Source organism: Proteus faecis, from assembly GCF_030286765.1.
GTDB lineage: Bacteria > Pseudomonadota > Gammaproteobacteria > Enterobacterales > Enterobacteriaceae > Proteus > Proteus faecis.
The window spans coordinates 248963-275101 of sequence record NZ_JASVWV010000002.1 but is presented as its reverse complement, the minus strand read 5'-3'; the positions used below and the strand labels follow the sequence as shown (position 1 = coordinate 275101).

Sequence of the window (26139 nt, the reverse complement as noted above, 5' to 3'; positions counted from 1 at the left end):
AAAACTAGCACGAGACACATCAAAAACTGAGAAGCAACATTTTAACTCATTACAACGAAAAATATGGCATAGTAAGCGATAGAATATAAAATCGAAGAGAGTCTGTTAATGAAACGCCCTGATTATCGAGCATTACAAGCCCTTGATGCCGTCATTCGAGAACGTGGTTTTGAAAGAGCCGCGCAAAAGTTATGTATTACACAATCTGCCGTTTCTCAGCGTATCAAACAGTTAGAAAATTTATTTGGACAACCGCTATTAGTTAGAACTGTTCCACCTCAACCCACAGAGCAAGGACAAAAATTATTAGCGCTATTGCATCAAGTAGAATTACTTGAAGAGCAATGGTTAGGTGATGAAAACAGCGGTTCTACACCTCTTTTACTCTCTTTGGCTGTGAATGCTGACAGTTTAGCGACATGGTTATTACCCGCTTTACATCCAGTCTTAACGCAACTGCCTATTCGTCTCAATATTCAAGTGGAAGATGAAACTCGCACTCAAGAACGATTAAGACGAGGCGAAGTCGTTGGTGCAATCAGTATTCAGCCACAAGCACTACCAAGTTGTCTTGTCGATCAACTAGGCGCGCTCGATTACCTATTCGTTGCTTCTCCTGACTTTGCTCAACGCTACTTTACCAACGGTGTAACAAAATCTTCGTTATTAAAAGCGCCGGCAGTCGCATTTGATCATCTTGATGATATGCATCAGGCATTTTTACAACAGAATTTCGGTTTATCTCCTGGTAGTGTGCCGTGTCATATCGTGAACTCCTCTGAAGCCTTCGTGCAATTAGCTAAACAAGGTTCAACCTGCTGTATGATCCCACATCTACAAATTGCGAATGAACTAAAAAGTGGAGAACTGGTTGATTTAACACCGGGGCTTTGCCAACGACGTATGCTCTATTGGCACCGATTTGCGCCAGAAAGTAGAACCATGAGAAAAGTGACAGATGCACTGATTGATTTTGGTCGTAAAGTTTTAAAACAGGACGAAGAGTAATACACTATTTTATCTTGTTACCATAAAGAATAGGCTTCATATTGAAGCCTATTCTGTTTTATCGTAGTACAATTATTTAGTGCGTTTTAATTCAAAAACCACATCCACATAATCTTTAAATTCAATACTTTGTTGTTGATAAGTTTCTTGTACAGCGGCAGGTGCTTGAGCTTTCAGTGCCATTGCATCCATACGCACCTGTGCAATTGGATAAGGCGTTGCCTCTGGTGCTCGATAACTTACACTATAAACTGCACCTAAATCAGCGCCAAAACCTTTTGCAACTGAACTTGCTTGATCAATCGCATTTTTAATCGCCACTTCACGTGCTTTCGCTTTATATTGCTCTGGATTATTTACACCAAATTCAACGTTATTAATCTCATTTAAACCCGCCGCTAATGCACCATCAAGCAACGTATTAAGCTGTTCTAATTTCTTGATTTTCACATTAACAGTACGTGTTGCGGTATAGCCATTAATCACTGAACGTTCTGCTTTTTTATCATACTCATAGTTTGGTTGAGTACGGATATTTGCAGCATCAATATCTTCCTTTACAACACCATTTTCTTTTAAGAAGGCAAAATATTTCGCAACACGCTCATCAACTTGTTTCTTAGCTTGGGCAGCATCTTTTGCTCTTTCATTAACCTGAATATTTAATGTTGCCATATCAGGAGCGGCTTTAATTGTCGCATTGCCCGATGTTGTAATATGTGGTCCTTCTGGCTCCGATGCTGCGAGTGCAATGGAAGGTAATCCCAGTGTAAACACGGATGCTAATACAATCGCTTTTAATTTCACAAAAACCCCCTGACAAAATAAATTTTAATGTCCTGTTTTTAGGACTAAGAAGAACATTAGCATATATGATGTAAAGTTCTTTAAGATTAAAAGAGAGTTTTCAATCCTTGTGCTGCTAATTGAGCAGCAATAAACCACATGACACATCCTACAAACAGATTAATAATACGCTGAGCGCGTGCTTTGCTTAATATTGGAGAAAACCAAGCAGCGAGTAGTGATAACGCAAAAAACCAGCTTATAGAGGCAAGTATTGCACCACATGTAAACCAAGGACGTAGTTCTGCGGTTAATTGCCCACCAATACTGCCTATCACAACAAAAGTATCTAAATAAACATGAGGATTAAGCCAAGTTACGGCAATTAATGTCACAATCACACGCCAACGGTTTTTTATCTGATTTTCACTTTGTGATAATTCAATATCTTTTGAAAAAGCCGTTTTAAATGCATTCCAACCATACCATAATAAAAACGCCACGCCTCCCCAAGTGATCAGTAGTAAAAGGATTTCTGATTGGCTGAGCAGAGCACTTCCACCAAAGACACCTGCAGTGATCAAAATCACATCACTTAAAGCGCATAATAATGCACTCATTAAATGAAACTGCTTTTTACTTCCTTGTTGTAAAACAAAGGCATTCTGAGCACCTATTGGCAAAATCATTGCTGCACTTAATAAAAACCCCTGAAAAAAAGTTGTGAACATGCAATATATCCTAATAATTATTCGTTTAATATTGGATAAATAATAGGGGGATTTTGATATTAGAGGAAATGAATCATTCTTATTGTTAATAAGAAAAACTAATAGTAATAAAGAAAAAAAGCCACGTTAATCACGTGGCTCTGTGTCATCTATTTATGGTAAAACTACTCGGTTTTAGCCGTTGTATTTTGTGTTTGATGCATATAAACATCCATTTGTGGGAATGGAATACCAATATTATTTGCATCTAATGCACGTTTAAAATCTTCCATTAAATCCCAATAAACCGGCCATGCATCAGCATTCGTTGTCCAAACCCGTACCACAAAATTTAATGAAGACGGAGCCATTTCATGTAAACGGATCGTCACACCTTGTTCATGTTGAATACGTTTGTCTTTTGCAACAACATCACCCAGTACTTGTTTTACTTTATCAATATCAGCATCATAAGCTACACCAACAATAATTTGTGTACGGCGATTAGGCTCACGGCTTAAGTTAATCACATCACTACTGATAATTTTACTATTTGGGATAACGATTATTCTGTCATCAGCAGAACGTAATGTTGTAGAAAAAATTTGCACATCTTTCACTGTACCTTCAACAGCACCAATTATCACATATTCATCTGTACGGATTGGGCGGAAAATAACAATCAGTACACCAGCAGCAAAGTTAGACAGTGAACCTTGTAATGCTAAACCGACGGCTAAACCGGCAGCACCTAGCACAGCGATAACAGACGCTGTTTGAACGCCTAATCGTCCTAATACTGCAATTAAGGTAAAAGCAACAACGGTATAACGAACTAGGACAGACAGAAATGTCACAACAGTAGCATCAATATGGCGCAACGTTAAAACTCTCGCAACGCCTTTACCAATCATTTTTGCCACAAAAAGACCAACAAATAGTATCAAAAATGCTGCAATAATATTCACCGCATACTGAATAAAGAGATCCTGATTTGCGACAAACCAACCTGTTGCTTCATCTAAACTAGCGGGTAATTCATTCATTAGACCACCTTTTAAACTTAAAAACGTAATGAAAAGAATAGTAATTCAATAGTATATTGTGGCAGATTTATTCAAGAAATATATAGGATTTGTTAATTTCTTCTATTTTCCAGAATAAATAACCGATATTTTTGTAGCATGGTAGCAAAATCATCTAAACCACAAAAAGAGATACTCTCATTATCGTAATAGCTCATACCCTCTTCCATTTCATCTGTTTCAAAATGCAAGGTATTCGCTCTTACCATCACCTCTTCGTCATCAATAGAAAGACTGTATTCTTTACCGATAAGTTCCCACTGTCTTTCACTGCCTTTAATACCTTCCATTTCTTCAAGAATTTGATCTATAAGACTAATATCGCCTTGAATTTCATCATTCAACCAATAACCTATTGCTTCATGATCCATCGAAAAACGGGCTAGTATACCGCCAGTGAGATCTCGCTGAAATTCATAATCCATGGTGTACGCCCCTTATAAAGCTCTCGCTTTTTTAATAAAAAATATCTTATTCTTATTATGACAAAAATAACAAAAAACGGGAGGCATTTGCCTCCCGTTTGTTCATATAAAATACTTTAAAGCAATAAATTAACCATTATACCGTTGTTTGGAAAATAACTTGGTCTGCTTTATCTGTATATTGCTCTAGTTGGTCGAAGTTTAAATAACGATAAGTATCTTCTGCGGTTTCATCCACTTTATTTATGAAATCCAGATACTCTTGTGGCTCTGGTAAACGACCGAGTAATGAAGCAACTGCCGCAAGCTCCGCAGAAGCAAGATACACATTTGCACCTGTACCTAAACGATTAGGGAAGTTTCGTGTTGATGTTGAAACAACAGTTGCACCATCAGCAACTCGTGCTTGGTTACCCATACATAGTGAACAACCTGGCACTTCGATACGAGCTCCACTCTTACCAAAAACGCTATAATAGCCTTCTTCCGTTAATTGTGCCGCATCCATTTTTGTTGGTGGAGCAACCCATAAACGTGTTGGTAATTGACCTTTGTGTTGATCAAGCAGTTTACCTGCAGCACGGAAGTGCCCAATGTTGGTCATACAAGAACCAATGAATACTTCATCAATTTTGCTGTTTGCCACTTCGGATAACAGGCGAGCATCATCAGGATCATTCGGCGCACATAAAATTGGCTCTTTGATCTCATTTAAATCAATTTCGATCACTGCCGCATATTCTGCATCGGCATCGGCTTCAAGTAATTGCGGATCTTTCAACCAGCTTTCCATTGAAGTGATACGACGTTCAATGGTACGACGATCACCATAACCTTCAGCAATCATCCATTTCAGTAAGATGATGTTAGATTGTAAATACTCAATAATAGGCGCTTTATCCAGTTTAATGGTACAACCCGCAGCTGAACGTTCTGCTGATGCATCAGCAAGTTCAAATGCTTGTTCTACTTTCAGTTCTGGTAAACCTTCAATCTCAAGAATACGACCAGAGAAAATGTTCTTCTTACCTTTTTTCTCAACTGTCAGTAAACCCTCTTGGATCGCGTAGTAAGGAATAGCATGAACTAAATCACGCAGTGTCACACCCGGTTGCATTTCACCTTTAAAACGTACCAGAACAGATTCTGGCATATCTAATGGCATAACCCCTGTTGCTGCAGCAAAAGCCACGAGGCCAGAACCTGCAGGGAATGAAATACCAATAGGGAAACGAGTATGTGAGTCACCACCTGTCCCTACCGTATCAGGTAATAACATACGGTTTAACCATGAGTGGATAATACCATCACCTGGGCGCAGTGAAACACCACCACGGTTCATAATAAAATCAGGTAAGGTGTGATGCGTTGTAACATCGACTGGCTTTGGATAAGCTGCGGTATGACAGAATGATTGCATCACTAAATCCGCAGAGAAACCAAGACATGCTAAGTCTTTTAACTCATCACGAGTCATTGGACCGGTTGTATCTTGTGAACCTACTGAGGTCATTTTGGGTTCACAATATTCGCCAGGGCGAATACCTGCACGACCACAAGCGCGACCTACCATTTTCTGGGCGAGTGAGAAACCGCGGTTACTTTCTTCAACAGGTTTAGCATGACGGAACAATGTGCTAGCTGGTAAACCTAGTGATTCGCGCGCTTTTGACGTTAATCCACGACCAATAATCAATGGAATACGACCACCAGCGCGAACTTCATCAATTAATACTTCTGTTTTCAGCTCAAAGGTTTCCAGTAACTCATTCGTTTCATGGTTACGAATTTCACCTTTGTATGGGTAAATATCAATGACATCACCCATATTTAATTTAGAAACATCAACTTCAATAGGGAGTGCACCTGCATCTTCCATAGTATTAAAGAAGATAGGCGCAATTTTTCCACCAAGAACAACCCCTCCACCACGTTTATTAGGGACAAACGGAATATCGTCTCCCATAAACCAAAGTACAGAGTTAGTTGCTGATTTACGTGATGAGCCGGTTCCTACAACATCACCAACATAAGCCAGTGGGAAGCCTTTCTTATTTAACGTTTCGATTTGCTTAATTGGACCTACGCTACCCGGCTGATCAGGTTCAATACCTTCGCGTGCATTTTTCAGCATTGCTAAAGCATGTAATGGGATATCAGGACGAGACCAAGCATCTGGTGCAGGTGATAAGTCATCGGTATTGGTTTCACCAGTGACTTTAAATACGGTAACAGTAATTTTTTCTGCTAATTCAGGGCGCTCAGTAAACCACTGTGCATCAGCCCAAGATTGCATAATTTGCTTAGCATAAACATTGCCTGCTTTCGCTTTTTCCTCAACATCATAGAAGTTATCAAACATCAGTAATGTGTGAGAAAGTGCTTTGGCTGCAATTGGGGCTAACTTATCATTTTCCAGAGATTCAATTAAAGCATGGATATTATAGCCACCTTGCATAGTACCTAATAATTCAACAGCTTTTTCTGGTGAGATAAGGGGTGATGTAGTTTCGCCTTTCGCGAGGGCAGTTAAAAAACCCGCCTTAACATAGGCAGCTTCATCAACTCCGGGTGGAACACGGTTAACAATTAAATCAAGAAGAAATTCTTCTTCACCTTTAGGGGGATTTTTTAATAGCTCAACAAGTGCGGCTGTTTGTGTGGCATCGAGAGGTTTTGGAACGACACCTTCAGCTGCACGCTCTGCTACGTGCTTACGGTATTCTTCTAGCACGACTGTCTCCTCGCTTCTTTGTCATTTTGTATAACCCGGCTGTCTGCACCCCGTCTGTTGAAGGATGCCAGGTCAGAGGATCTTTTGCTCGCATAAAACATAAGAGGTTGTAAAATTATGCCCAGCTAAGGGCTATCAGCATAGCAAATCTTCAACACTATGTTAATTCGTTCACATAAAAGTAACATTAATCAGATTCAAATATCCACTTATTCAGATTAAAACACTTAAACAAAATATATAACAGGGACTTTTAACCAAGATTTTGGTTAATAACCACACTTTTTATAGTTTTTTTTATCCTCAAATTAGCACCAAAGCGAAATCATCGATTAAATAAACAACAGAAAGCATAAAAAAAGAGCCAAGTTCTATAAAGAACTTAGCCCTTATCATTTAAACTACTTTAGTAAACTGTTCTCAGCAAAACTATTTTAAGTAAAGCTGGTGCTCAGTAAACAAGTCGCTTATTTTTTCTTTTTCGCTTTTGGATTTGGCAGGTCAGTGATACTACCTTCAAATACTTCCGCAGCCATACCGATTGACTCGTATAACGTTGGGTGAGCGTGGATAGTTAATGCGATATCTTCAGCATCACAACCCATTTCAATTGCAAGACCGATTTCACCTAACAGTTCACCACCGTTAGAACCGACAATAGCACCACCGATAACACGGTTAGTTTCTTTGTCAAAAATCAGTTTAGTCATACCATCAGCACAATCTGATGCGATTGCACGGCCTGATGCGGCCCAAGGGAAAGAAGCCACTTCATAGCTAACACCCTTCTCTTTCGCTTCTTTTTCAGTCATACCAACCCATGCAACTTCTGGTTCAGTATAAGCGATAGATGGAATAACTTTAGGATCGAAGTAATGTTTTTTACCAGAGATAACTTCTGCTGCAACGTGACCTTCATGGACACCTTTGTGAGCCAGCATTGGTTGACCAACGATGTCACCGATAGCAAAGATGTGAGGTACATTAGTACGCATTTGTTTATCAACATGGATAAAGCCACGATCATCAACTTCGATACCAGCTTTACCTGCGTCTAACAGTTTACCGTTAGGCACACGACCGATAGCAACTAATACTGCATCGTAACGTTGTGGTTCTGCTGGGGCTTTTTTGCCTTCCATTGTTACATAGATGCCATCTTCTTTTGCTTCAACAGCAGTGACTTTAGTTTCTAGCATCAGGTTAAATTTCTTGCTGATACGTTTGGTAAATACTTTAACCACGTCTTTATCAGCAGCAGGAATAACCTGATCAAACATTTCAACTACGTCAATCTGAGAACCCAGAGAGTGATAAACCGTTCCCATTTCCAGACCGATGATACCACCACCCATAACCAGTAAACGCTCTGGTACGGTTTTCAGTTGCAGTGCATCTGTTGAGTCCCACACACGTGGATCTTCATGTGGAATGAACGGTAATTCAATTGGACGTGAGCCGGCAGCAACGATTGCATTGTCAAAAGTGATGGTAGTTGTACCTTCAGCACCTTCAACAGACAATGTGTGAGAACCAGTGAATCGAGCTTCGCCATTAACGACGGTCACTTTACGGCCTTTAGCCATGCCCGCTAAGCCACCCGTTAACTGAGAGATAACTTTATCTTTCCAGATGCGAATTTTGTCGATATCTGTTTTTGGTGCATCAAATACAACACCGTGTTCAGATAATGCTTTCGCTTCTTCGATAACTTTAGCAACGTGGAGTAACGCTTTAGAAGGGATACAACCCACGTTCAGACAAACACCACCTAAAGTAGAGTGACGTTCCACTAAAACTGTTTCTAAACCTAAGTCAGCGCAACGGAACGCCGCGGAATAACCCGCAGGGCCTGCACCGAGAACCACTACCTGTGCTTTAATTTCAGTACTCATCGTGACCTCATTATTTATTTGTCCGGCGAGTCAGACGATAATCCATATTTAACACCGAGACTTACATACCGCATGCAGTTTACAGAAATGTTAATAAACTGAAAAGCGCTCTAACATGACGGATCTCACAACCTAAGATGTATGACTGTAAAATCCATCACTGTAATCAGAGAAACCGGTGCTTAGCACCGGTTTTACAATTACATTACCAAACGACGTAAATCACTCATGTACTGATTAATCAGAGTGATGAATCGAGCACCATCAGCACCATCGATCACACGGTGATCGAAAGATAGTGACATTGGTAAAATCAAGCGTGGTACGAATTCTTTACCATTCCATACTGGTTTCATAGAAGAACGGGAAAGTCCCATAATCGCAACTTCTGGTGCGTTAACGATTGGTGCAAAACCGGTAGTACCGATACCACCAAGGCTAGAAATAGTGAAACATCCGCCTTGCATATCTGCAGCTGTCAGTTTACCTGCTCGTGCTTTCTTAGAAACTTCAGCTAACTCATAAGACAGTTCGATAATGCCTTTTTTGTTAACATCTTTGAAAACAGGAACAACAAGACCGTTAGGTGTATCTACTGCAATACCGATATTGATGTATTTTTTCAGGATCAGTTTCTGTCCATCTTCAGAGATAGAGCTGTTAAAGCGAGGCATATCTGCCAGTGCTTTCGCAGCAGCTTTCATGACGAAAACTAACGGAGTGATCTTAACATCCAGTTTTTTCTTCTCAGCTTCTTTATTTTGCTGCTTACGGAATTCTTCAACCTCAGTGATATCTGCTTCATCAAACAGATTAACGTGAGGGATCATCACCCAGTTGCGGCTTAAGTTAGCACCAGAGATTTTCTGGATACGGCTTAATTCAACTTCTTCAATTTCACCAAACTTGCTGAAGTCAACTTTAGGCCAAGGTAACATGCCTGGTAATCCGCCACCTGCATTCGCTGGTGCAGATTCAGCACGTTTAATTAACTCTTTCACATAAGACTGAACGTCTTCACGTAAGATACGACCTTTACGACCAGTACCTTTTACTTTCGCTAAATTCACACCAAATTCGCGAGCTAAACGACGAATGACTGGCGTTGCATGAACGTAAGCGTCGTTTTCAACAAATTCTTCTTTCGCCGCTGGCGCAGTCGCTTGTGCTTTAGCGGGTGCTGCTGGTGCAGAACTTGCTGGAGCTGGCGCAGCTGCCGCTGGTGCTTGAGCAACAGGCGCTGCTCCGGCAACTTCAAAAGTCATGATCAGTGAGCCAGTTTTCACTTTATCGCCCACAGCAATTTTGATCTCTTTAACCACACCGGCAAATGGTGCTGGAACTTCCATTGAAGCTTTATCACCTTCAACAGTGATCAGAGATTGCTCTTCAGAGATGGTATCACCCACTTTCACCATCACTTCAGTCACTTCAACTTCGTCACCACCAATATCTGGAACATTCACGTCTTTCACAGCAGATGCTGCTGGTGCAGATGCGGCAGGAGCTGGCGCTGCTTGAGCAACAGGTGCACTACCTGCAACTTCAAATACCATGATAAGAGAGCCTGTGCTCACTTTATCACCTGTTGCAATTTTAATTTCTTTCACTACGCCAGCAAAAGGTGCTGGAACTTCCATTGAAGCTTTATCACCTTCAACAGTAATCAGTGATTGCTCTTCAGCAATGCTATCACCCACTTTAACCATTACTTCAGTAACTTCAACTTCGTCACCGCCGATATCTGGAACGTGAACTTCTTTTAATTCAGCTGTCGCAGGTGCAGCAGCTGGTGCAGGCGCAACAGCTTGAGCAGGTGCTGCTTGCGCGGCACCTTCTGCTTCGAAAATCATGATAAGAGAACCTGTTTGGACTTTATCGCCCACAGCAATTTTGATCTCTTTAACCACACCCGCTTGTGGTGATGGAACTTCCATAGAAGCTTTATCACCTTCTACGGTAATCAAGGATTGTTCTTCCTCAATACGGTCGCCCACTTTCACCATCACTTCGGTGACTTCAACTTCATCAGCACCGATATCTGGGACTTTAATTTCAATAGACATTCACTTTACCTCTTACGCCAGACGTGGGTTTACTTTTTCAGGGTTGATGTTGTATTTTTTGATTGCTTCTTCAACAACCTTCACATCAATCTCACCACGTTTAGCTAATTCACCTAATGCAGCAACAATCACATAAGAAGTATCAACTTCGAAGTGGTGACGCAGGTTTTCACGGCTATCAGAACGACCGAAACCATCTGTACCTAATACGCGATAATCATCTGCTGGTACATAAGTGCGAACTTGTTCTGCGAACAGTTTCATATAGTCAGTAGATGCAACAGCTGGCGCATCATTCATAATTTGAGCAATGTAAGGTACACGTGGTGCTTCAGATGGGTGTAGCATGTTCCAACGTTCACAATCTTGACCATCACGAGCCAGTTCAGTGAATGAAGTTACGCTATAAACATCAGAACCGATGCCGTATTCAGCAGACAGGATTTGTGCTGCTTCACGAACGTGACGCAGAATAGAACCTGAACCCAGTAACTGAACTTTACCTTTCGCGCCTTCCAGTGATTCCAGTTTGTAGATACCTTTACGGATACCTTCTTCAACACCGGCTGGCATTGCTGGCATATGGTAGTTTTCGTTCAGTGTAGTGATGTAGTAATAAACGTTTTCTTGTTTATCACCATACATACGCTCTAAACCATCTTGCATGATAACAGCAACTTCATAAGCGAATGCTGGATCATAAGAGATACAGTTAGGGATAGTCAGCGATTGAATATGGCTATGACCATCTTCGTGTTGTAGGCCTTCACCGTTAAGTGTTGTACGGCCTGAAGTACCACCCACTAAGAAACCACGAGCTTGTTGGTCACCTGCTGCCCAGCATAGGTCGCCAATACGTTGGAAACCAAACATTGAGTAGTAGATATAGAATGGGATCATTGGCAGATTGTTAGTGCTGTAAGATGTTGCAGCTGCTAACCAAGATGCGCCAGCACCCAGTTCGTTAATACCTTCTTGCAGAATTTGGCCTTTAACGTCTTCTTTATAGTAAGCAACTTGCTCACGATCTTGAGGCGTATATTGTTGGCCATTCGGGCTGTAGATACCGATTTGACGGAACAGACCTTCCATACCGAAAGTACGTGCTTCGTCAGCAATAATTGGAACTAAACGATCTTTGATAGATTTATTTTTCAACATCACGTTCAGTGCACGAACGAATGCGATAGTTGTAGAAATCTCTTTAGATTGTTCTTCCAGTAATTGGCTGAAATCTTCCAGTGTAGGAATATCCAGTTTTTCTTCAAAACGAGGACGACGTGCTGGCAGGTAACCACCTAAATCCTGACGACGTGCGTGCAGGTATTTGTATTCTTCTGACTCTTTGTCAAAAGTAATATAAGGCAGGTCTTTGATTTGCTCATCAGCAACTGGAATATTGAAACGATCACGGAAATGGTGAACGCCATCCATGTTCATTTTTTTAACTTGGTGAGCAATATTTTTACCTTCTGCAGTTTCACCCATACCATAACCTTTAATGGTTTGAGCTAAAATAACAGTTGGTTTGTTTTGAGTGTCTTTTGCTTTTTGGAATGCAGCAAAAACTTTCTTCGGATCGTGACCACCACGGTTTAATGCCCAGATTTCATCATCAGTCATATCTTTAACTAATGCAGCAGTTTCTGGGTAACGATTGAAGAAGTGCTCGCGAACATAAGCGCCATCACGAGATTTAAATGTCTGGTAGTCACCATCCAGAGTTTCATTCATTAATTGAATGAGTTTACCAGAGGTGTCTTTACGCAGAAGCTCATCCCAACGATCGCCCCACATTACTTTGATAACGTTCCAGCCAGCACCTGCGAAGATACCTTCTAATTCGTTAACAATTTTGCCGTTACCAGTAACTGGGCCATCAAGACGTTGTAAGTTACAGTTAACAACGAAGCACAGGTTATCTAATTTTTCGCGAACTGCGATGGTGATAGCACCTTTAGATTCTGGCTCGTCCATCTCACCATCGCCTAAGAACGCATAAACGGTTTGTTTAGTCGTATCTTTTAAGCCACGGTGATTCAAATATTTCAGGAACTTAGCTTGGTAAATTGCAGATAGTGGTCCCAGACCCATAGAAACTGTAGGGAACTGCCAGAACTCAGGCATTAATTTAGGGTGTGGATAAGAAGATAAACCTTTACCACCAATTTCTTGACGGAAGTTGTTTAATTGCTCTTCAGTTAAACGACCTTCTAAGAATGCACGAGCGTAGATACCTGGGGAGATATGACCTTGGAAGTAAACCAAGTCGCCACCATCAGTTTCATTTTGCGCGCGGAAGAAATGGTTAAAGCACACTTCATATAAAGTTGCAGAAGATTGGAATGACGCCATGTGTCCGCCGAGTTCCAAATCTTTTTTGGATGCACGCAGAACCATCATTACTGCGTTCCAGCGAATAGCAGAACGAATACGACGCTCTAATTCCAGATTGCCAGGGTAAGCGGGTTCATCTTCAGCAGGAATGGTATTGATATAATCACTGTGTACAGCACCGCCTAAAGCGATATTAAGACCACCATTACGGGCTTGTTTTAATACCTGATCAATCAGGAACTGTGCACGCTCAACACCTTCTTCACGGATGACCGAGTCGATCGCTTGTAACCAGTCGCGAGTTTCGATCGGATCCACGTCATTTTTCAGCATATCTGACATGGTGTATTCCTTATCTGTTATCTGTTTTTAATGGTTATGGGAGCCTATCTTCCCGTTATACCCATCTGATATGACGGGAAGATAGGCCCTGCTGTTATTACCGCTTCCCCTGAAAATTACAGGGCGATAGGTAGTACAGACTCAGCGGTCAGGATCTGTGCTACTAAAATAAATCAGGATGTTGTTGTAGCCGGCGCAAAGAGCGCTCACGGCGAGTATGTTCACGGCTCATATCCAACAAAACATCTTCAATAAAGGCCAAATGGCGATGTGATGCTTCACGAGCAACTTCTGGCTCTCTATTAATAATAGCCTGATAAATTTGACTACGATGTTCACTTACTGCAGTTAACATCTCTTTACGAGTGTAAAGAAACTCAAAATTCTGGCGGATATTCTGCTCAAGCATTGGCACCATGCATCGTAATAAATGCAATAAAACAACATTATGAGCAGCTTCCGTAACAATTAATTGATATTGCAATACAGCTTCTGACTCAGCGGCTAAATCACCCTTTTCGTGAGCTTTCAAGATGCAATCATGACTAGCTTTGATACGTTCAAGATCTTCATCAGTGCCACGTAATGCCGCATAATATGCAGCAATACCTTCAAGTGCATGACGAGTTTCTAAAAGATCAAATTGAGATTCGGGATGTCCGCTAAGCAGTTGAGCTAAAGGATCACTAAAACTTTGCCAGAGATTGTGCTGAACAAAAGTCCCCCCGCCTTGGCGACGGAGTAAAAAACCTTTAGCTTCTAATTTTTGAATTGCTTCACGCAATGAAGGACGAGATACATCAAATTGCTTCGCCAGTTCACGCTCAGGCAAGAGTTTTTCTCCCGGACGCAGAGTACCTTCTAAAATCAGATGTTCAAGCTGTTGCTCAATAACATCAGAAAGCTTAGGTTGGCGGATTTTTGTATAAGCCATATTGCTGGAAGCCATTATTGGATAACTATTACCTTAGTGATTGAGTTGTCAATTGGTAATACCAATTTAATATAACGGATAATAAAGTAACAAAGTATTCACTAACTGTCCATACAGTTGTTGAGCGAAATCATAAAAACCTGCAAATTTTAACAAATTATTTTAAAAATTCATCAAAAGTGATAACCAGTTCGCATTATTCAGAAACGTCAAAAATAAATTTTTTAACGTTTTTTAAACACATAAACAGTCAAACTGAAGCGTGACAGCAGTATTATCTTGAATTTAAATTCAATAAAAATGACTTTAAATTCATTCGAGTCGGTTATTTTGTTAACAAACTGCGGAAATAAGCCCAATCAAAGTGGGGCCCCGGATCGGTTTTTCTATTTGGTGCAACATCACTATGCCCAGTAATGTTTTCTTCAATGGCAGGATAAAGCGCAATAAGAGATTGAGTTATTTTCACTAATTGTTGGTATTGTTGCTGAGTAAAGTCGCACTCATCAGTGCCTTCAAGCTCAATACCAATTGAGAAATCATTACATTTTTCTCTGCCTTTATATAAAGAAATACCAGCATGCCAAGCTCTCTCGGTAAAAGGCACATATTGCACAATTTCACCATCACGACGAATAAGACAATGAGCTGATACTCTCAACCCCGCTATTTCACTAAAAAAAGGATCATCTTGTTCTGATAATGTATTAGTAAAAAGTTGATCGATATAAGGACCACCAAATTTTCCAGGTGGTAGGCTTATGTTATGAACAATCAATAAAGAGGGAACTTCCCCTTCAGGTCTTTTATCTTGATTAGGCGAAGGAACATGTCTCGCACTAGTAAGCCAACCTTGTTTAATTTCCATATCAACTCTCTTTCAATCAGTTTTCATCATTATCAATAAATTCATTTACTAATATTCGTCAATAAATGCGAATTCTCTCTCAATAATAAAGGCTAATTTTGTATATCACCTTTTTCTTTTCGATATTTTACTCAAACTTTATTTTATCTATTCGCCAATAAAGTCCTTTTTTTTCATACTACTAGCGTCTATTACTCAAGGAGGACGCTAGATGAATGTACTTAATTATCACTCTAATGAAAATGGTTTTACTCTTATGGAGCTTATGATTGTGATTGCTATCATCTCGATTTTAAGTTCTGTTGCTATTCCAGCCTATCAAGGTTATATCCAAAAGGCCGCATTAACCGATGTATTGCAAACACTGTCGCCCTATCGTTCTGCGATAGAATTATGTCGTTATGAAAATGACCCTCAACACTGTAATTCTGATTCAACCTTTATGCCGCAACAATTTCGTAGTCGATATTTGTCCGATATTAATGTGTTAAATGGCGTAATCAGCGCAAGCGGGAAATCACAACTTGATGGTCTAACGATCATAATGTCTTCAGAGAAAGGAGTTAACGACCTTCTTCCTGTATGGAAAACACAATGTTCAACAACAAATCTTGCATTGCAAAAACAGTGTAGTGAGATTCTAAAATCATATTAGTACGTTAGATATAAAGGACACTCATATTGAGTGTTCCTATTGCATGCTTTAAATATTGAAGACAACGTAGGTAAATCAAAAAGTATAAAGAGGTGAAGAATGGATATCACACACTCTGCAACAGAATTTATTGAATATCTATTACGTGAAAGTATTTTAAAACGCGTCTCTGATTTACATATAGAGCCTCAACAAACCAATGTAAGAATTCGTGCCAGAATAGATAATCATTTATATCTATTATCTTCTCCACCAGATGAATTTTCTGAAGAAATAGTAACTCGCTTAAAAGTACTTGCTAACTTAAATATTGCAGAAAAACGGTTACCTCAAGATGGACAATTTAGTTGGTCCTATCATGATAAAAACTATTCTATACGAATCGCGACACTCCCTACACTGTATGGTGAAAAAGTTGTTTTACGACTTATAAATAATTTACAACAACCAGAATTAAATCATCTAGGCTTTCAACTTTCCCATTTAACGCTATTAAAAAAATATTTAAATTTACCTCAGGGAATGATTTTAGTCACAGGGCCAACGGGAAGTGGAAAAACACTCACTTTATATAGTTGTTTACATTATTTAAATAAAGAGAACCTAAATATAAATAGTGTTGAAGATCCAATTGAATTACCTCTGAAGGGGATTAATCAAATTCAAATTTCTGAAAAATCAGGGATCTCATTCACAACAATATTACGAGCATTACTACGTCAAGATCCTGACATTATTATGGTAGGTGAAATACGTGATCAATCTACTGCTGAAATAGCAATAAAAGCAGCACAAACAGGACACCTTGTATTATCAACCTTACATACTAATTCGGCTTCATCTACAATAATGCGTCTACATAACTTAGGGATTGAAAAAGATCTTATCCATTCCTGTGTTAGTTTAATTATTTCACAACGATTAGTTCGTTGTTTATGCCCACACTGTAAAATATGCTTATCCAATAAACAGCATATTAATATAAATAAAGAAATCATCGAATTACCCAATTGGCAAGCTGTTGGTTGTCAACAATGCTGCTCAGGCTATAATGGAAGAACGGCTATCTATGACTGTTTTGAGCCCTCAAAACAAACTCACTCATCCCTTTATCATTTATTCTATTCCGGTTTTTTATTAATAAGACAAGGGATCACAACACTTGAGGAGGTTTATCAAACGCTTGGAGATATTGAATGAAATTACAGCTAATTTATTGCTATGATGCGTTAACTTATCAAGGGGAATTGTGCACAGGGAAAATACTCGCCTCTTCAAATAACGAAGTATTTATTAACTTAACTCAACAACAAAAAATCCCCATAAAGATCCGTTTATATAAGATCGTTTTATTTCAAGATGCTGATAAACAATATCGAATTCAATTATTCGAACAATTAGCTTTATTACTACATTCTGGTTTAGCACTTCTTCCTGCATTAACACTATTAAAAAATGAATGTCGTTATTCACATTGGCAATGTGTATTAGAAGATATTATTTTTAACTTAATGCAAGGAGGTTCTCTTTCTAAACAATTAAATCGCTATCCACTTTATTTTCCTACTTCACTAAATCGTTTTGTTCTTATTGGTGAAGAGAGTGGAAAATTAGATGAAGTGATTACACTACAAATAATACAGTTAAAAAAACAGCGAGAGATTGTAAAAAAAATCAAAAAATCGTTTAAATATCCTCTCTTTTTGCTGACTGTATTAGTTTTTATTACTAGTATTATGTTGCTTTATGTTTTACCTGAATATCAATCCTTATACAGCTCCTTTAATACAGAACTTCCTCATTTAACACTCGTTCTCATTAATTTTTCACAATGGCTTACTGATTATATCAGTATGATAGCGCTTATCTTTATCGGATTAATATTTTTTTATCGTTTAATTCGTTACTCTTTATCACCCTTTTATCTCGCTGAACAAGCTTTTTTTCTTCATATTCCCTATTTAGGTAAACTTTTAAAATATCAACAATTGCATCTTATTTTTCAGATAATCAGTATTACACAACAAGCAGGATTACCTTTATTACAAAGCTTAAAAATAGGAACAGAACAACTTTCACATCCTATTTATAAACAACTCCTTTCTAAAATGAGTGATCACATTATACAAGGTAAATCGTTGAGCTTATTTATGAAAAATGAGCCACTCTTTACGCCTATTTGTTATCAGTTTATTATTTGTGCAGAAAATTCAGGACAATTGCTCTATTTTTGCCAGCAATTAAGTGATTGGTTTTATCATCAACTCGATGAGCAATTAAATACCATTAGTACTTGGTTAGAACCAATACTCATGACAGTCATCGCCTTGATTATTGGTACATTAATCATTGCTATGTATCTTCCTATATTACAGTTAGGTGATACTATACAGTGAATCACAATTTTTATGAGTGAGATGCTGTTATTATGTGTTGCACTAACTTATTGATTGATGGTAATTCTATTACATATTATCAGGTAGAATGTTAGGGTAGCAGAAAATCGCCTATCATAATAACCGAATAAAACCCAAATATTGCGGTTATTATCTTGTGATAAAAACAAAATTAGGCTTTAGAATACCTAGACTAATAGTAAATTTTAATTCATTAAAAACAGATAAACACAAATGGCTTATACGGTTGCTCTTACAGGTGGAATAGGTAGCGGTAAAACTACCGTTGCTAATGCTTTTGCCTCATTAGGTGTACCTCTTGTTGATGCTGATATTATTGCTCGATTAGTGGTAGAGCCACACTCCTTAGGACTAAATGCATTACATCAGCATTTTGGTGACTGCATTTTACTACCCGATGGCTCATTAAACCGAGCGCAGTTGCGCCAGATTATTTTTGAAAATAATGAAGAAAAAGATTGGGTTAACAATCTTCTCCATCCATTGATACAGCAAGAGACTCAAAAACAGATACAGCAAATTAAAGCGCCCTATTTTATTTGGGTTGTTCCATTATTAATTGAAAATAAATTAACGCATCTCGCCTCTCGTGTTCTTGTTGTTGATGTGACACAAGAAGAGCAAATAGAAAGAACAATGAAACGAGATGGCGTAAGTCGGGAGCACGTTCTCAATATTTTAAAAGCTCAAGCTCAAAGACAGGAACGATTAGCCGTCGCTGATGATATTATTGAAAATCACGATAATAGCCAAAATATGATTGAAAAAGTTAAGCAACTCCATCAGCATTACTTAGAATTAGCTCAACAAGCGTTACAGGACAATTGCCATGAGTGATGACATCACAACAATCATCTTCGAACATCCCCTCAATGAAAAAATGCGTTCATGGCTTAGAATTGAAAACTCATTGATTCAAATTAACAGTTTTAGTGCTATTGATTCATTACCCACGGCTCTCTCATTTTTCCGTGCGATATCAGAATTTATTGAAGTACTTGATCGTGGCGAAATCCGCGCTGAATTACTTAAAGAATTAGAAAAAAGACAAAAAAAATTACAGCAATGGCTTTCATTTCCTAATGTTGATAAAGCGATTGTCACTCAAATTATTGATGAATTAGCTGAAAATGCATCTGTATTAAGTAAAGCTCCTCGCATTGGTCAACATTTAAAACAAGATAAAGTCATCAGTTTAGTTAAACAGCGCCTAAGTATTCCTGGTGGATGCTGTAACTTTGATGTGCCGGCATTACATTTATGGTTAAGCCTACCTCAAGCAACTCGTGATGAAAGATTACAAAGCTGGCTGACGGGGTTATTGCCATTACAAAATGCATTAAATAGTTTACTTATGCTTATTCGCCAATCAGATACCTTTAAGCCCGTTCTCAGTCACCGTGGTTTTTATCAAGACAGTGCTGAAGAAGCTGAATTGCTACGTGTGAAGATAGCCATCGATCAGCAAATCTATCCCCAAGTCTCTGGGCATAAAAATCGCTATGCGATCCGCTTTTTACCACTTGATAGTGAGAATGGAACAGTCCCTCTAGATCTACCTTTTGAGATCGCTTGTTGCTAACATTATGTTTATTGATATGAGCATAAATCGCACCAATGAAATCTAGGAGAGATAATGAGCGAAGAATTAGTTGTAAAATGTCCAACCTGTCAAACAGAAGTTGTTTGGAATGAAAGTAGCCCTTATCGCCCTTTTTGTAGTAAGCGTTGCCAACTTATTGATTTAGGTGAATGGGCCGATGAATCAAAGCGTATTCCAAGCCAAAGCGATATTAATGATAGTGATGATTGGAGTGAAGCCCCACTACATGAGCCTAAAGACGTTTAATTTTCTAATCCTAAACATAAAAAATAGCCACTCAATCGAGTGGCTATTTTATTTATAAACGCTTATTTAACACTATTCTACTTTTGCAATAATGCCACGATGGTACGGTTTGCAGGCGGAAAATCATCAGCATTTAACGCTCCAATAGATGTCCATTTAAATTCTTGCCCTTCTTTACCATAGGGCTCGTTATTCCATTGCGTGACTAAGAAAAAGGATAAAGTAATATGTCTATCTGGAAAATCATGCTCTACCGTTTCAAAAAGTGAGCATTGCGTTACATCAATACCAATTTCTTCTTGTAATTCACGGAATAGCGCCTGTTCTGGAGTCTCTTTATCTTCTAATTTTCCGCCCGGAAATTCCCAAAATCCTCCCATATGTGATTTTAGAGGACGTTGGGTGATAAAGACATTATTGTGTTGATCACAAATAATCCCCGCAGCAATATGTAGCTTCTTCTTATCCATTATAGACAACCTATTGAATATTCACGTTATTATAACAACTTACTGTTATTATAACGCATATCCAACGGTGCTACTCTGGTTTTCTTTCCCTGACTATCTCGATTAATTAACGATAAATAGGCAACAAACCAAACTGTGCTAGTGTTTGGCAAATAATTCCTACGGCACCAAAAGCGATAACAGAATAAATTAATCCTTTTCCTCCCCACACTTTAAAGCCTGAATTGGGAAATTCTTCGCGGGCCTTCAGCGCCATAACTGCTGGACAAATAATTGCCCATACACATGCTGCGGTTCCTGCGTAAGCAATCGCAATTAAGAAGCCATTAGGGAAAAGTAAACATAATAGTAAAGGCGGAGTGAAGCATAAAACGCCAGATTTTAAGCGCCCTGTTTTGTTATCTTCGAATTTTAGTGATGCTAAAATATAGTCAAATAGACCAATCGCTACCCCTAAAAATGAACAAAATACAGCACTAATAGAAAACCATAATAAAAAGCCTTCAATATATTTACTATTTAATACGGTGTATAAAGAATCAATAAAGGCATCTAAGTTACCGCCCTTTTGGATTATGGTAATAAATTGATCACGAGGTAAATTCCCCATGGTACCAATCATCCAAAGTAAATAAATCACCAGTGCTAATACACAACCAATAATACAACTTTTTACAACTTTTCTTTCATTTTCATGATAAAGCTTATACAAACTACAGACATTACCATGATAACCAAAAGAAGTTATAGCATAAGGAATGATGATAAAAATAAAAGGATAAAGATATAATTGGCTTTTACCTTCAAAGGTTGCAGTAAATAATAAATCACCTCTCGCTTTAAAGAATAAACCCGAGAATGCTAATACGAATAGAATAATCTTAATAAATAAAAATATAGAGGTTAAACGGCTAGCACAAGCCCCTCCCCACCATATTGTTGCTCCAAGTGCTATGGTAAATACAAAGAATATCACTCTAAGGTTTAGATTTAGCCCATATAATGATGACGCTTCATAAATAACTGAACCCGCAGCAGAAATATAAGCATAAATTAATATATACAATACAAATATCAAAGAGGCATTCGCGAGATAACACGCCCATTTAGGTAATAACTCTTTCGATATATGGAAGTAGTTTGTTCCTGCTCCATATTTAGATATACATTCAAGAATATAAATTCCAGAATGAAACATAAAGAAACAGACAATAAATAATATAAAGAGTGAGTTAATAAACCAAGCACCAGACATTATTGTTGGTAGGCTAAACATTCCTGCGCCAATCATGGCGCCACCCAACACAAATCCCCCTACAATAATTGAGGGTTCTTTCTTTACCGACTTATTTTCCATTTTTTAGTCCTTACTGAAATAAGGATAGGGCTCTCGCATTGCACGAGAGCCATTATTATTGTGGAGTATTATTTATTTGATTGGTTTTAATCTAGCAGTAAAGTGTCTTAATACAGGTGGTTCATATTCGAACTCAAGACCTTTAAGCGTTTTAAACTTCTCTTTTAAGCCGATAAGTGCATCAGCTATATAATCCATATGGTCGTTGGTATAGACGCGACGCGCAATGGTTAGGCGCATAAATTCCATATCTGCATGTTTTTGTTCACCCGTTGCAGGATCACGACCTAATAAGAACGAACCGATTTCAACGGCACGGACACCAGATTCTAAGTAAAGTGCGTTAATTACAGCTTGAGCTGGGAATTGATCACCAGGAATATGTGGCACTAGTTTTTTACAGTCAACGAAAACAGCATGCCCGCCAGTAGGATATTGAATTGGAATACCAGCTTCACGTAAACGATCACCCAGATATTGAACCTGACCAATACGATAGTGTAGATATTCTTCTTCAGTACCTTCCTCTAAACCTTGTACCATTGCAGCCATATCACGACCAGCTAAACCACCATAGGTAACAAAGCCTTCCATTGGCACACAGCGCTGTCTTGCTAATGTGAATACTTCTTCATTATCACGAATAGAGACTAAACCACCGATATTTAACAATGGATCTTTCTTCGCTGACATTGTTAATGCGTCAGCATATTTATACATATCTAAAATAATTTCTTTTATGGTCGCATTTTTATATTTAGGATCACGCTGTTTGATGAAATACGCATTTTCACAATAACGCGCTGAATCCATAACAACAAAAATACCGTGTTGTTTTGCAATTTCGTAAACTTCTCTTAAATTATCCATTGAAACAGGCTGACCACCAGCACTATTACAGGTCACTGTTGAAACAATGGCAACAACATTATCAGCACCATGTTTAGCAATATTTTCTTTTAATTTAGCAATATCAAAATTGCCTTTCCAATCATCATAGGTTTCTGAATCAAATGCTTTTTCAGTCACAATATTAATGGCTTTACAGCCATTTAATTCAACGTGTGCTGCTGTTGTGTCAAAATGGAAATTAGAAATAAATACAGGATTTTTCGCTTTTCCATCTTTTTGTTTATATTTTAATAATACAGGGAAAAGAATATTTTCAGCACCACGCCCTTGGTGAGCTGGAATAATATAATCGTAATTAAATAACTCTTTGGCTTTATCTTTTAAATCATAATAATTTCTTGAACCGGCATAAGCTTCATCACCTGTTAGCATTGCTGCCCATTGGTGATCACTCATTGCATTCGTGCCAGAGTCTGTTAATAAATCGATATAAACAGCATGACTTGGTAATAAAAATGGGTTATATCCAGCTTCTTTTAATGCCGCTTCACGTTCTTCTCTTGAAGGAACTCGGATTTTTTCTACCATTTTAATACGGAATGGTTCTACGATTCTTTTAGCCATGATAATACCTTTAATATAAATTAAATAATAAAATTAGAATAAATAAAATAGTCTTCCCATTTGAATAAAATGGAAAAAGAGAACTAAATTATTTTGGATGGATATAAAAAAGGATTATTTTTCAGGGAAGAAGAAGGCGAGTTCAGAATCAATATTAAACCATTTCTTCAATCTGAAGAAACCTCTTAATATTATCAAAACATTAAATGATGAGAACATACTTAACCCTTATCGTCAGGAAATAGTACAATTTACACCCTAATTTATATAACAGTTAAACGCAATGAGTAATATAACAATCATATATTTTGGATAACAATCACACTATTTATAATAAATTATATATTAACGTGATCACTATCACTTATTTAAATTCTTAATAAACTATTTTTTATAATTTAAACTTTCATTGATAAAACTAAGTGGCAATACATGTATTTATATTTCATTTTTACAGAATAAAAGCGATACTAAAATAACCATAACTTTTATCATGATTAATAATTTAACAATAAAACCCTAACCTTTTAACCCTCCATTTTATTCATTAAAATGAAATAATAGTTTATGAAATATTCATTCCAAAATAAAACATTAATAAACTTATAAACAACAAATGAAAAGCTAATTAGCACTTTGCTTTTTTATATCTTCGAATCTCCTCTCATTATTGATCTTCTCCTCATAAAAAATGGAAAAACTTTAATTAACATAGCTGAATTGATGATAGTTTAAGCAACAAGGAAAATAACACAGAAGATTATAACTATGAAAATCAATACACTAGGTACCATTTAAATGAATCATTTGTTTAAGTAATGTTATTCTGGGTATCAATCATTTTAGTTATGTCGCTATTTAATATCGAAAGAGATAAAAATTTATCTTTATTTCATCTATTTTTAATTTCTTTTCATATTGAGAGTACCCAGTATTTATTATTCTAAAATTAACGATAATATAAAAATATTAATTATTATCTTTCTATATTTAAGCAATATTATTTACATTTGAATTAATACCTTTATATTGAGGTAAAATGAGAAAAAAAGTTATTTTATTAACACTATTAAGTGGATTTTCAACCAGTGGATTAGCTGCAAATGATACCGGTTATTTAGGCTCGATGGGAGAATCGCGGCGCGCATTACAAGATAGCCAGCGTGAAATAAATCAACTTATTGAACAAAATCGCTATCAACAACTTCAAGAAAATACATTAGAGGTTTCACCTTCCCCCACACTTATTACTGAATCAGAACATTGTTTACCTATTAATGGAGTTTATATTCAAGGAATTACTTTACTTGATGGAAAAGATCTTGATTCCTTAACACCATTACCAGAGCAATGTATAAAAAGTGCTGACATTAATCGTTTAGTCAAAGAGTTAACTCAACGTTATCTTCAACATGGTTATATCACTGCCAGAATTCAATTTTTACGCCCGAATCAAGAACAACAACTTGGGTTGTATGTTATTGAAGGTTTTATTGAAAAAATAGAAGGTGGCGATCGAGGCGTTAACACCGCTTTACTTTTTCCTCATGTTGAAGGAGAGCCTCTTAAACTTTCAATATTGGATCAAGGGCTTGATCAAGCAAACCGCTTACAGTCGAATAAAGTTAAACTAGATATATTGCCTGGTACGCTATTAGGCGGCTCCATTATTCAACTCACCAATCAGCGACAAGAACCATGGCACCTAAATATTTCGAGTGATAATTATGGACAAAAAAATTCAGGACGCTGGTTAGTTCGAACGAATGCAAGCTTAGACAGCCCATTAGGGTTATCTGATTTTGTTAGCTTAAACGCTAGCATTACTACGGATAATCCCAATACACGTTTTAATCGTGCTTACACCCTACTCTATTCTTTACCTTACGGCGCATTAACATTCAGTTCTTTTGGTAGCTATTCCGAGTATGAGTTTCATCAAGCATTACAAACACGTACCGTACGTCTATCTGGTGATACCACACAAGTTGGTTTAAGGGGAGATTACGCTTTTTATCGTAGTCAAAAACAGATTGATACCTTAAATATGCAGGTAACACATAAGCGGATACGTAACTATTTCAGCCAGATCCGCCTTGATCTAAGTAGCCCTGCACTTACAACCGTAGAGCTAGGTATCAACCATTTACATATTATTCCAAATGGTGTCATCAGCGTTAATTTAAGTGCTGAGAAAGCTATTAGTTGGTTTGGTGCAGATGAATCACCTCGTGTTGCTAATAGCAATGGTAATGACTATCGCTTTACAAAAGTGAAGCTTTTTGCCAATTGGCAACATCGTTTTGCTATATCGAATTCTACATTTTTATTTAATAGCACCTTCTTTGGTCAATATAGCCCTGACACCTTACCCGGTGTGGAATGGCTTAGTTTAACAGACAAAAATGCAATTCGAGGCTTTGACCAAAGCACACTTTCTGGTGATAACGGTGGCTATTTGCGCAATACACTTTCTTATCCTTATCGGATAAACACATTCTCAATCACCCCTCGAATTGGTCTTGATGCTGGCCGTGTTCAACAACATGGTAACTATGAAGGATGGCATAGTGGCTATGGCCTAAGTTCGGGCTTAAACCTCCAATATAAAAAAGCACAGTTCGATATTGAAATCGCCAAAGGGCATTTTCTTTACAACCAACCGAATTCCAATAAAACCAAAGACCCTACTCAAGTATTAGTTAGATTTTCGTATTTATTTTGA

The 26139-nt window shown here is 37.9% G+C and carries 22 protein-coding genes; 8 read left to right on the top strand and 14 right to left on the bottom strand.

Features of this window, described 5'->3' with window-relative positions; translation table 11 throughout:
• Window positions 1-108 precede the first annotated feature (108 nt).
• Window positions 109-1008 (top strand): LysR family transcriptional regulator ArgP, encoded by a 900-nt coding sequence (locus QSH13_RS05255; protein WP_023581522.1) that lies wholly within the window; start codon window positions 109-111, stop codon window positions 1006-1008.
• 72 nt (window positions 1009-1080) lie between these two features.
• Here QSH13_RS05255 and QSH13_RS05250 read toward each other — a convergent pair whose 3' ends face one another.
• The 10 genes from QSH13_RS05250 to ampD all read right to left on the bottom strand — a co-directional run bounded on the left by QSH13_RS05250 (window position 1081) and on the right by ampD (window position 15190).
• The gene (locus QSH13_RS05250; RefSeq protein WP_109396885.1) at window positions 1081-1815 is read right to left on the bottom strand and encodes an oxidative stress defense protein; all 735 of its coding nucleotides are present in this window, start codon (window positions 1813-1815) and stop codon (window positions 1081-1083) included.
• An 86-nt stretch (window positions 1816-1901) separates the two neighbouring features.
• Window positions 1902-2525 (bottom strand): arginine exporter ArgO, encoded by a 624-nt coding sequence (gene argO, locus QSH13_RS05245; RefSeq protein ID WP_109396886.1) that lies wholly within the window; start codon window positions 2523-2525, stop codon window positions 1902-1904.
• A 164-nt stretch (window positions 2526-2689) separates the two neighbouring features.
• Window positions 2690-3550: a small-conductance mechanosensitive channel MscS gene (mscS, locus tag QSH13_RS05240; protein WP_109396887.1), complete on the bottom strand. Its 861-nt coding sequence runs from the start codon at window positions 3548-3550 to the stop codon at window positions 2690-2692.
• A 92-nt stretch (window positions 3551-3642) separates the two neighbouring features.
• Complete coding sequence (locus tag QSH13_RS05235; protein ID WP_023581519.1) at window positions 3643-4014, bottom strand: YacL family protein; 372 nt, start codon at window positions 4012-4014, stop codon at window positions 3643-3645.
• Between the two features lie 136 nt (window positions 4015-4150).
• Window positions 4151-6748 carry a bifunctional aconitate hydratase 2/2-methylisocitrate dehydratase gene (gene acnB / locus QSH13_RS05230; RefSeq protein WP_109396888.1) on the bottom strand — a complete coding sequence of 866 codons (2598 nt, stop codon included), beginning with the start codon at window positions 6746-6748 and terminating at the stop codon, window positions 4151-4153.
• A 467-nt stretch (window positions 6749-7215) separates the two neighbouring features.
• On the bottom strand, window positions 7216-8643 hold the full coding sequence (gene lpdA / locus QSH13_RS05225) for a dihydrolipoyl dehydrogenase (protein ID WP_075670832.1): 1428 nt from the start codon (window positions 8641-8643) through the stop codon (window positions 7216-7218).
• 200 nt (window positions 8644-8843) lie between these two features.
• The gene (aceF, locus tag QSH13_RS05220; protein ID WP_286038899.1) at window positions 8844-10709 is read right to left on the bottom strand and encodes a pyruvate dehydrogenase complex dihydrolipoyllysine-residue acetyltransferase; all 1866 of its coding nucleotides are present in this window, start codon (window positions 10707-10709) and stop codon (window positions 8844-8846) included.
• Between the two features lie 12 nt (window positions 10710-10721).
• Window positions 10722-13388 (bottom strand): pyruvate dehydrogenase (acetyl-transferring), homodimeric type, encoded by a 2667-nt coding sequence (aceE, locus tag QSH13_RS05215; protein WP_109396890.1) that lies wholly within the window; start codon window positions 13386-13388, stop codon window positions 10722-10724.
• Window positions 13389-13551: 163 nt separating this feature from the next.
• Window positions 13552-14322 carry a pyruvate dehydrogenase complex transcriptional repressor PdhR gene (pdhR, locus tag QSH13_RS05210; RefSeq protein WP_109396983.1) on the bottom strand — a complete coding sequence of 257 codons (771 nt, stop codon included), beginning with the start codon at window positions 14320-14322 and terminating at the stop codon, window positions 13552-13554.
• 325 nt (window positions 14323-14647) lie between these two features.
• On the bottom strand, window positions 14648-15190 hold the full coding sequence (ampD, locus tag QSH13_RS05205) for a 1,6-anhydro-N-acetylmuramyl-L-alanine amidase AmpD (protein WP_109396891.1): 543 nt from the start codon (window positions 15188-15190) through the stop codon (window positions 14648-14650).
• 211 nt (window positions 15191-15401) lie between these two features.
• Between ampD and ppdD the strand changes: the two genes are divergently transcribed.
• The 6 genes from ppdD (at window position 15402) to yacG (ending at window position 20111) form a co-directional block, all read left to right on the top strand.
• Window positions 15402-15845, top strand: a complete 444-nt coding sequence (ppdD, locus tag QSH13_RS05200) for a prepilin peptidase-dependent pilin (RefSeq protein ID WP_109396892.1) — start codon at window positions 15402-15404, stop codon at window positions 15843-15845.
• Window positions 15846-15944: 99 nt separating this feature from the next.
• Window positions 15945-17045 carry an ATPase, T2SS/T4P/T4SS family gene (locus QSH13_RS05195; protein ID WP_109396893.1) on the top strand — a complete coding sequence of 367 codons (1101 nt, stop codon included), beginning with the start codon at window positions 15945-15947 and terminating at the stop codon, window positions 17043-17045.
• The gene (locus QSH13_RS05190) at window positions 17042-18241 is read left to right on the top strand and encodes a type II secretion system F family protein (protein WP_196544735.1); all 1200 of its coding nucleotides are present in this window, start codon (window positions 17042-17044) and stop codon (window positions 18239-18241) included. Before QSH13_RS05195 ends, QSH13_RS05190 begins: the two co-directional genes overlap by 4 nt.
• A 234-nt stretch (window positions 18242-18475) precedes the next feature.
• Window positions 18476-19099, top strand: a complete 624-nt coding sequence (gene coaE / locus QSH13_RS05185; protein ID WP_109406624.1) for a dephospho-CoA kinase — start codon at window positions 18476-18478, stop codon at window positions 19097-19099.
• On the top strand, window positions 19092-19844 hold the full coding sequence (zapD, locus tag QSH13_RS05180; RefSeq protein ID WP_109396896.1) for a cell division protein ZapD: 753 nt from the start codon (window positions 19092-19094) through the stop codon (window positions 19842-19844). The genes coaE and zapD overlap by 8 nt, the downstream gene beginning before the upstream one ends.
• Window positions 19845-19898: 54 nt before the next feature.
• Window positions 19899-20111 (top strand): DNA gyrase inhibitor YacG, encoded by a 213-nt coding sequence (gene yacG / locus QSH13_RS05175; protein ID WP_109396897.1) that lies wholly within the window; start codon window positions 19899-19901, stop codon window positions 20109-20111.
• A 77-nt stretch (window positions 20112-20188) separates the two neighbouring features.
• Here yacG and mutT read toward each other — a convergent pair whose 3' ends face one another.
• The 4 genes from mutT to tnaC all read right to left on the bottom strand — a co-directional run bounded on the left by mutT (window position 20189) and on the right by tnaC (window position 23633).
• Complete coding sequence (mutT, locus tag QSH13_RS05170) at window positions 20189-20581, bottom strand: 8-oxo-dGTP diphosphatase MutT (RefSeq protein ID WP_286038898.1); 393 nt, start codon at window positions 20579-20581, stop codon at window positions 20189-20191.
• A gap of 106 nt (window positions 20582-20687) precedes the next feature.
• Complete coding sequence (locus tag QSH13_RS05165) at window positions 20688-21938, bottom strand: aromatic amino acid transporter (RefSeq protein WP_286038897.1); 1251 nt, start codon at window positions 21936-21938, stop codon at window positions 20688-20690.
• A gap of 72 nt (window positions 21939-22010) precedes the next feature.
• Entirely contained in the window at window positions 22011-23414 is a 1404-nt protein-coding gene (locus QSH13_RS05160; protein ID WP_072063373.1) for a tryptophanase, read from the bottom strand.
• Window positions 23415-23528: 114 nt separating this feature from the next.
• Window positions 23529-23633 (bottom strand): tryptophanase leader peptide, encoded by a 105-nt coding sequence (tnaC, locus tag QSH13_RS18535; RefSeq protein WP_071788547.1) that lies wholly within the window; start codon window positions 23631-23633, stop codon window positions 23529-23531.
• An 820-nt stretch (window positions 23634-24453) separates the two neighbouring features.
• On the opposite strand from tnaC, the gene QSH13_RS05155 reads away from it, so the two are divergent.
• On the top strand, window positions 24454-26139 hold the full coding sequence (locus QSH13_RS05155) for a ShlB/FhaC/HecB family hemolysin secretion/activation protein (RefSeq protein WP_286038896.1): 1686 nt from the start codon (window positions 24454-24456) through the stop codon (window positions 26137-26139).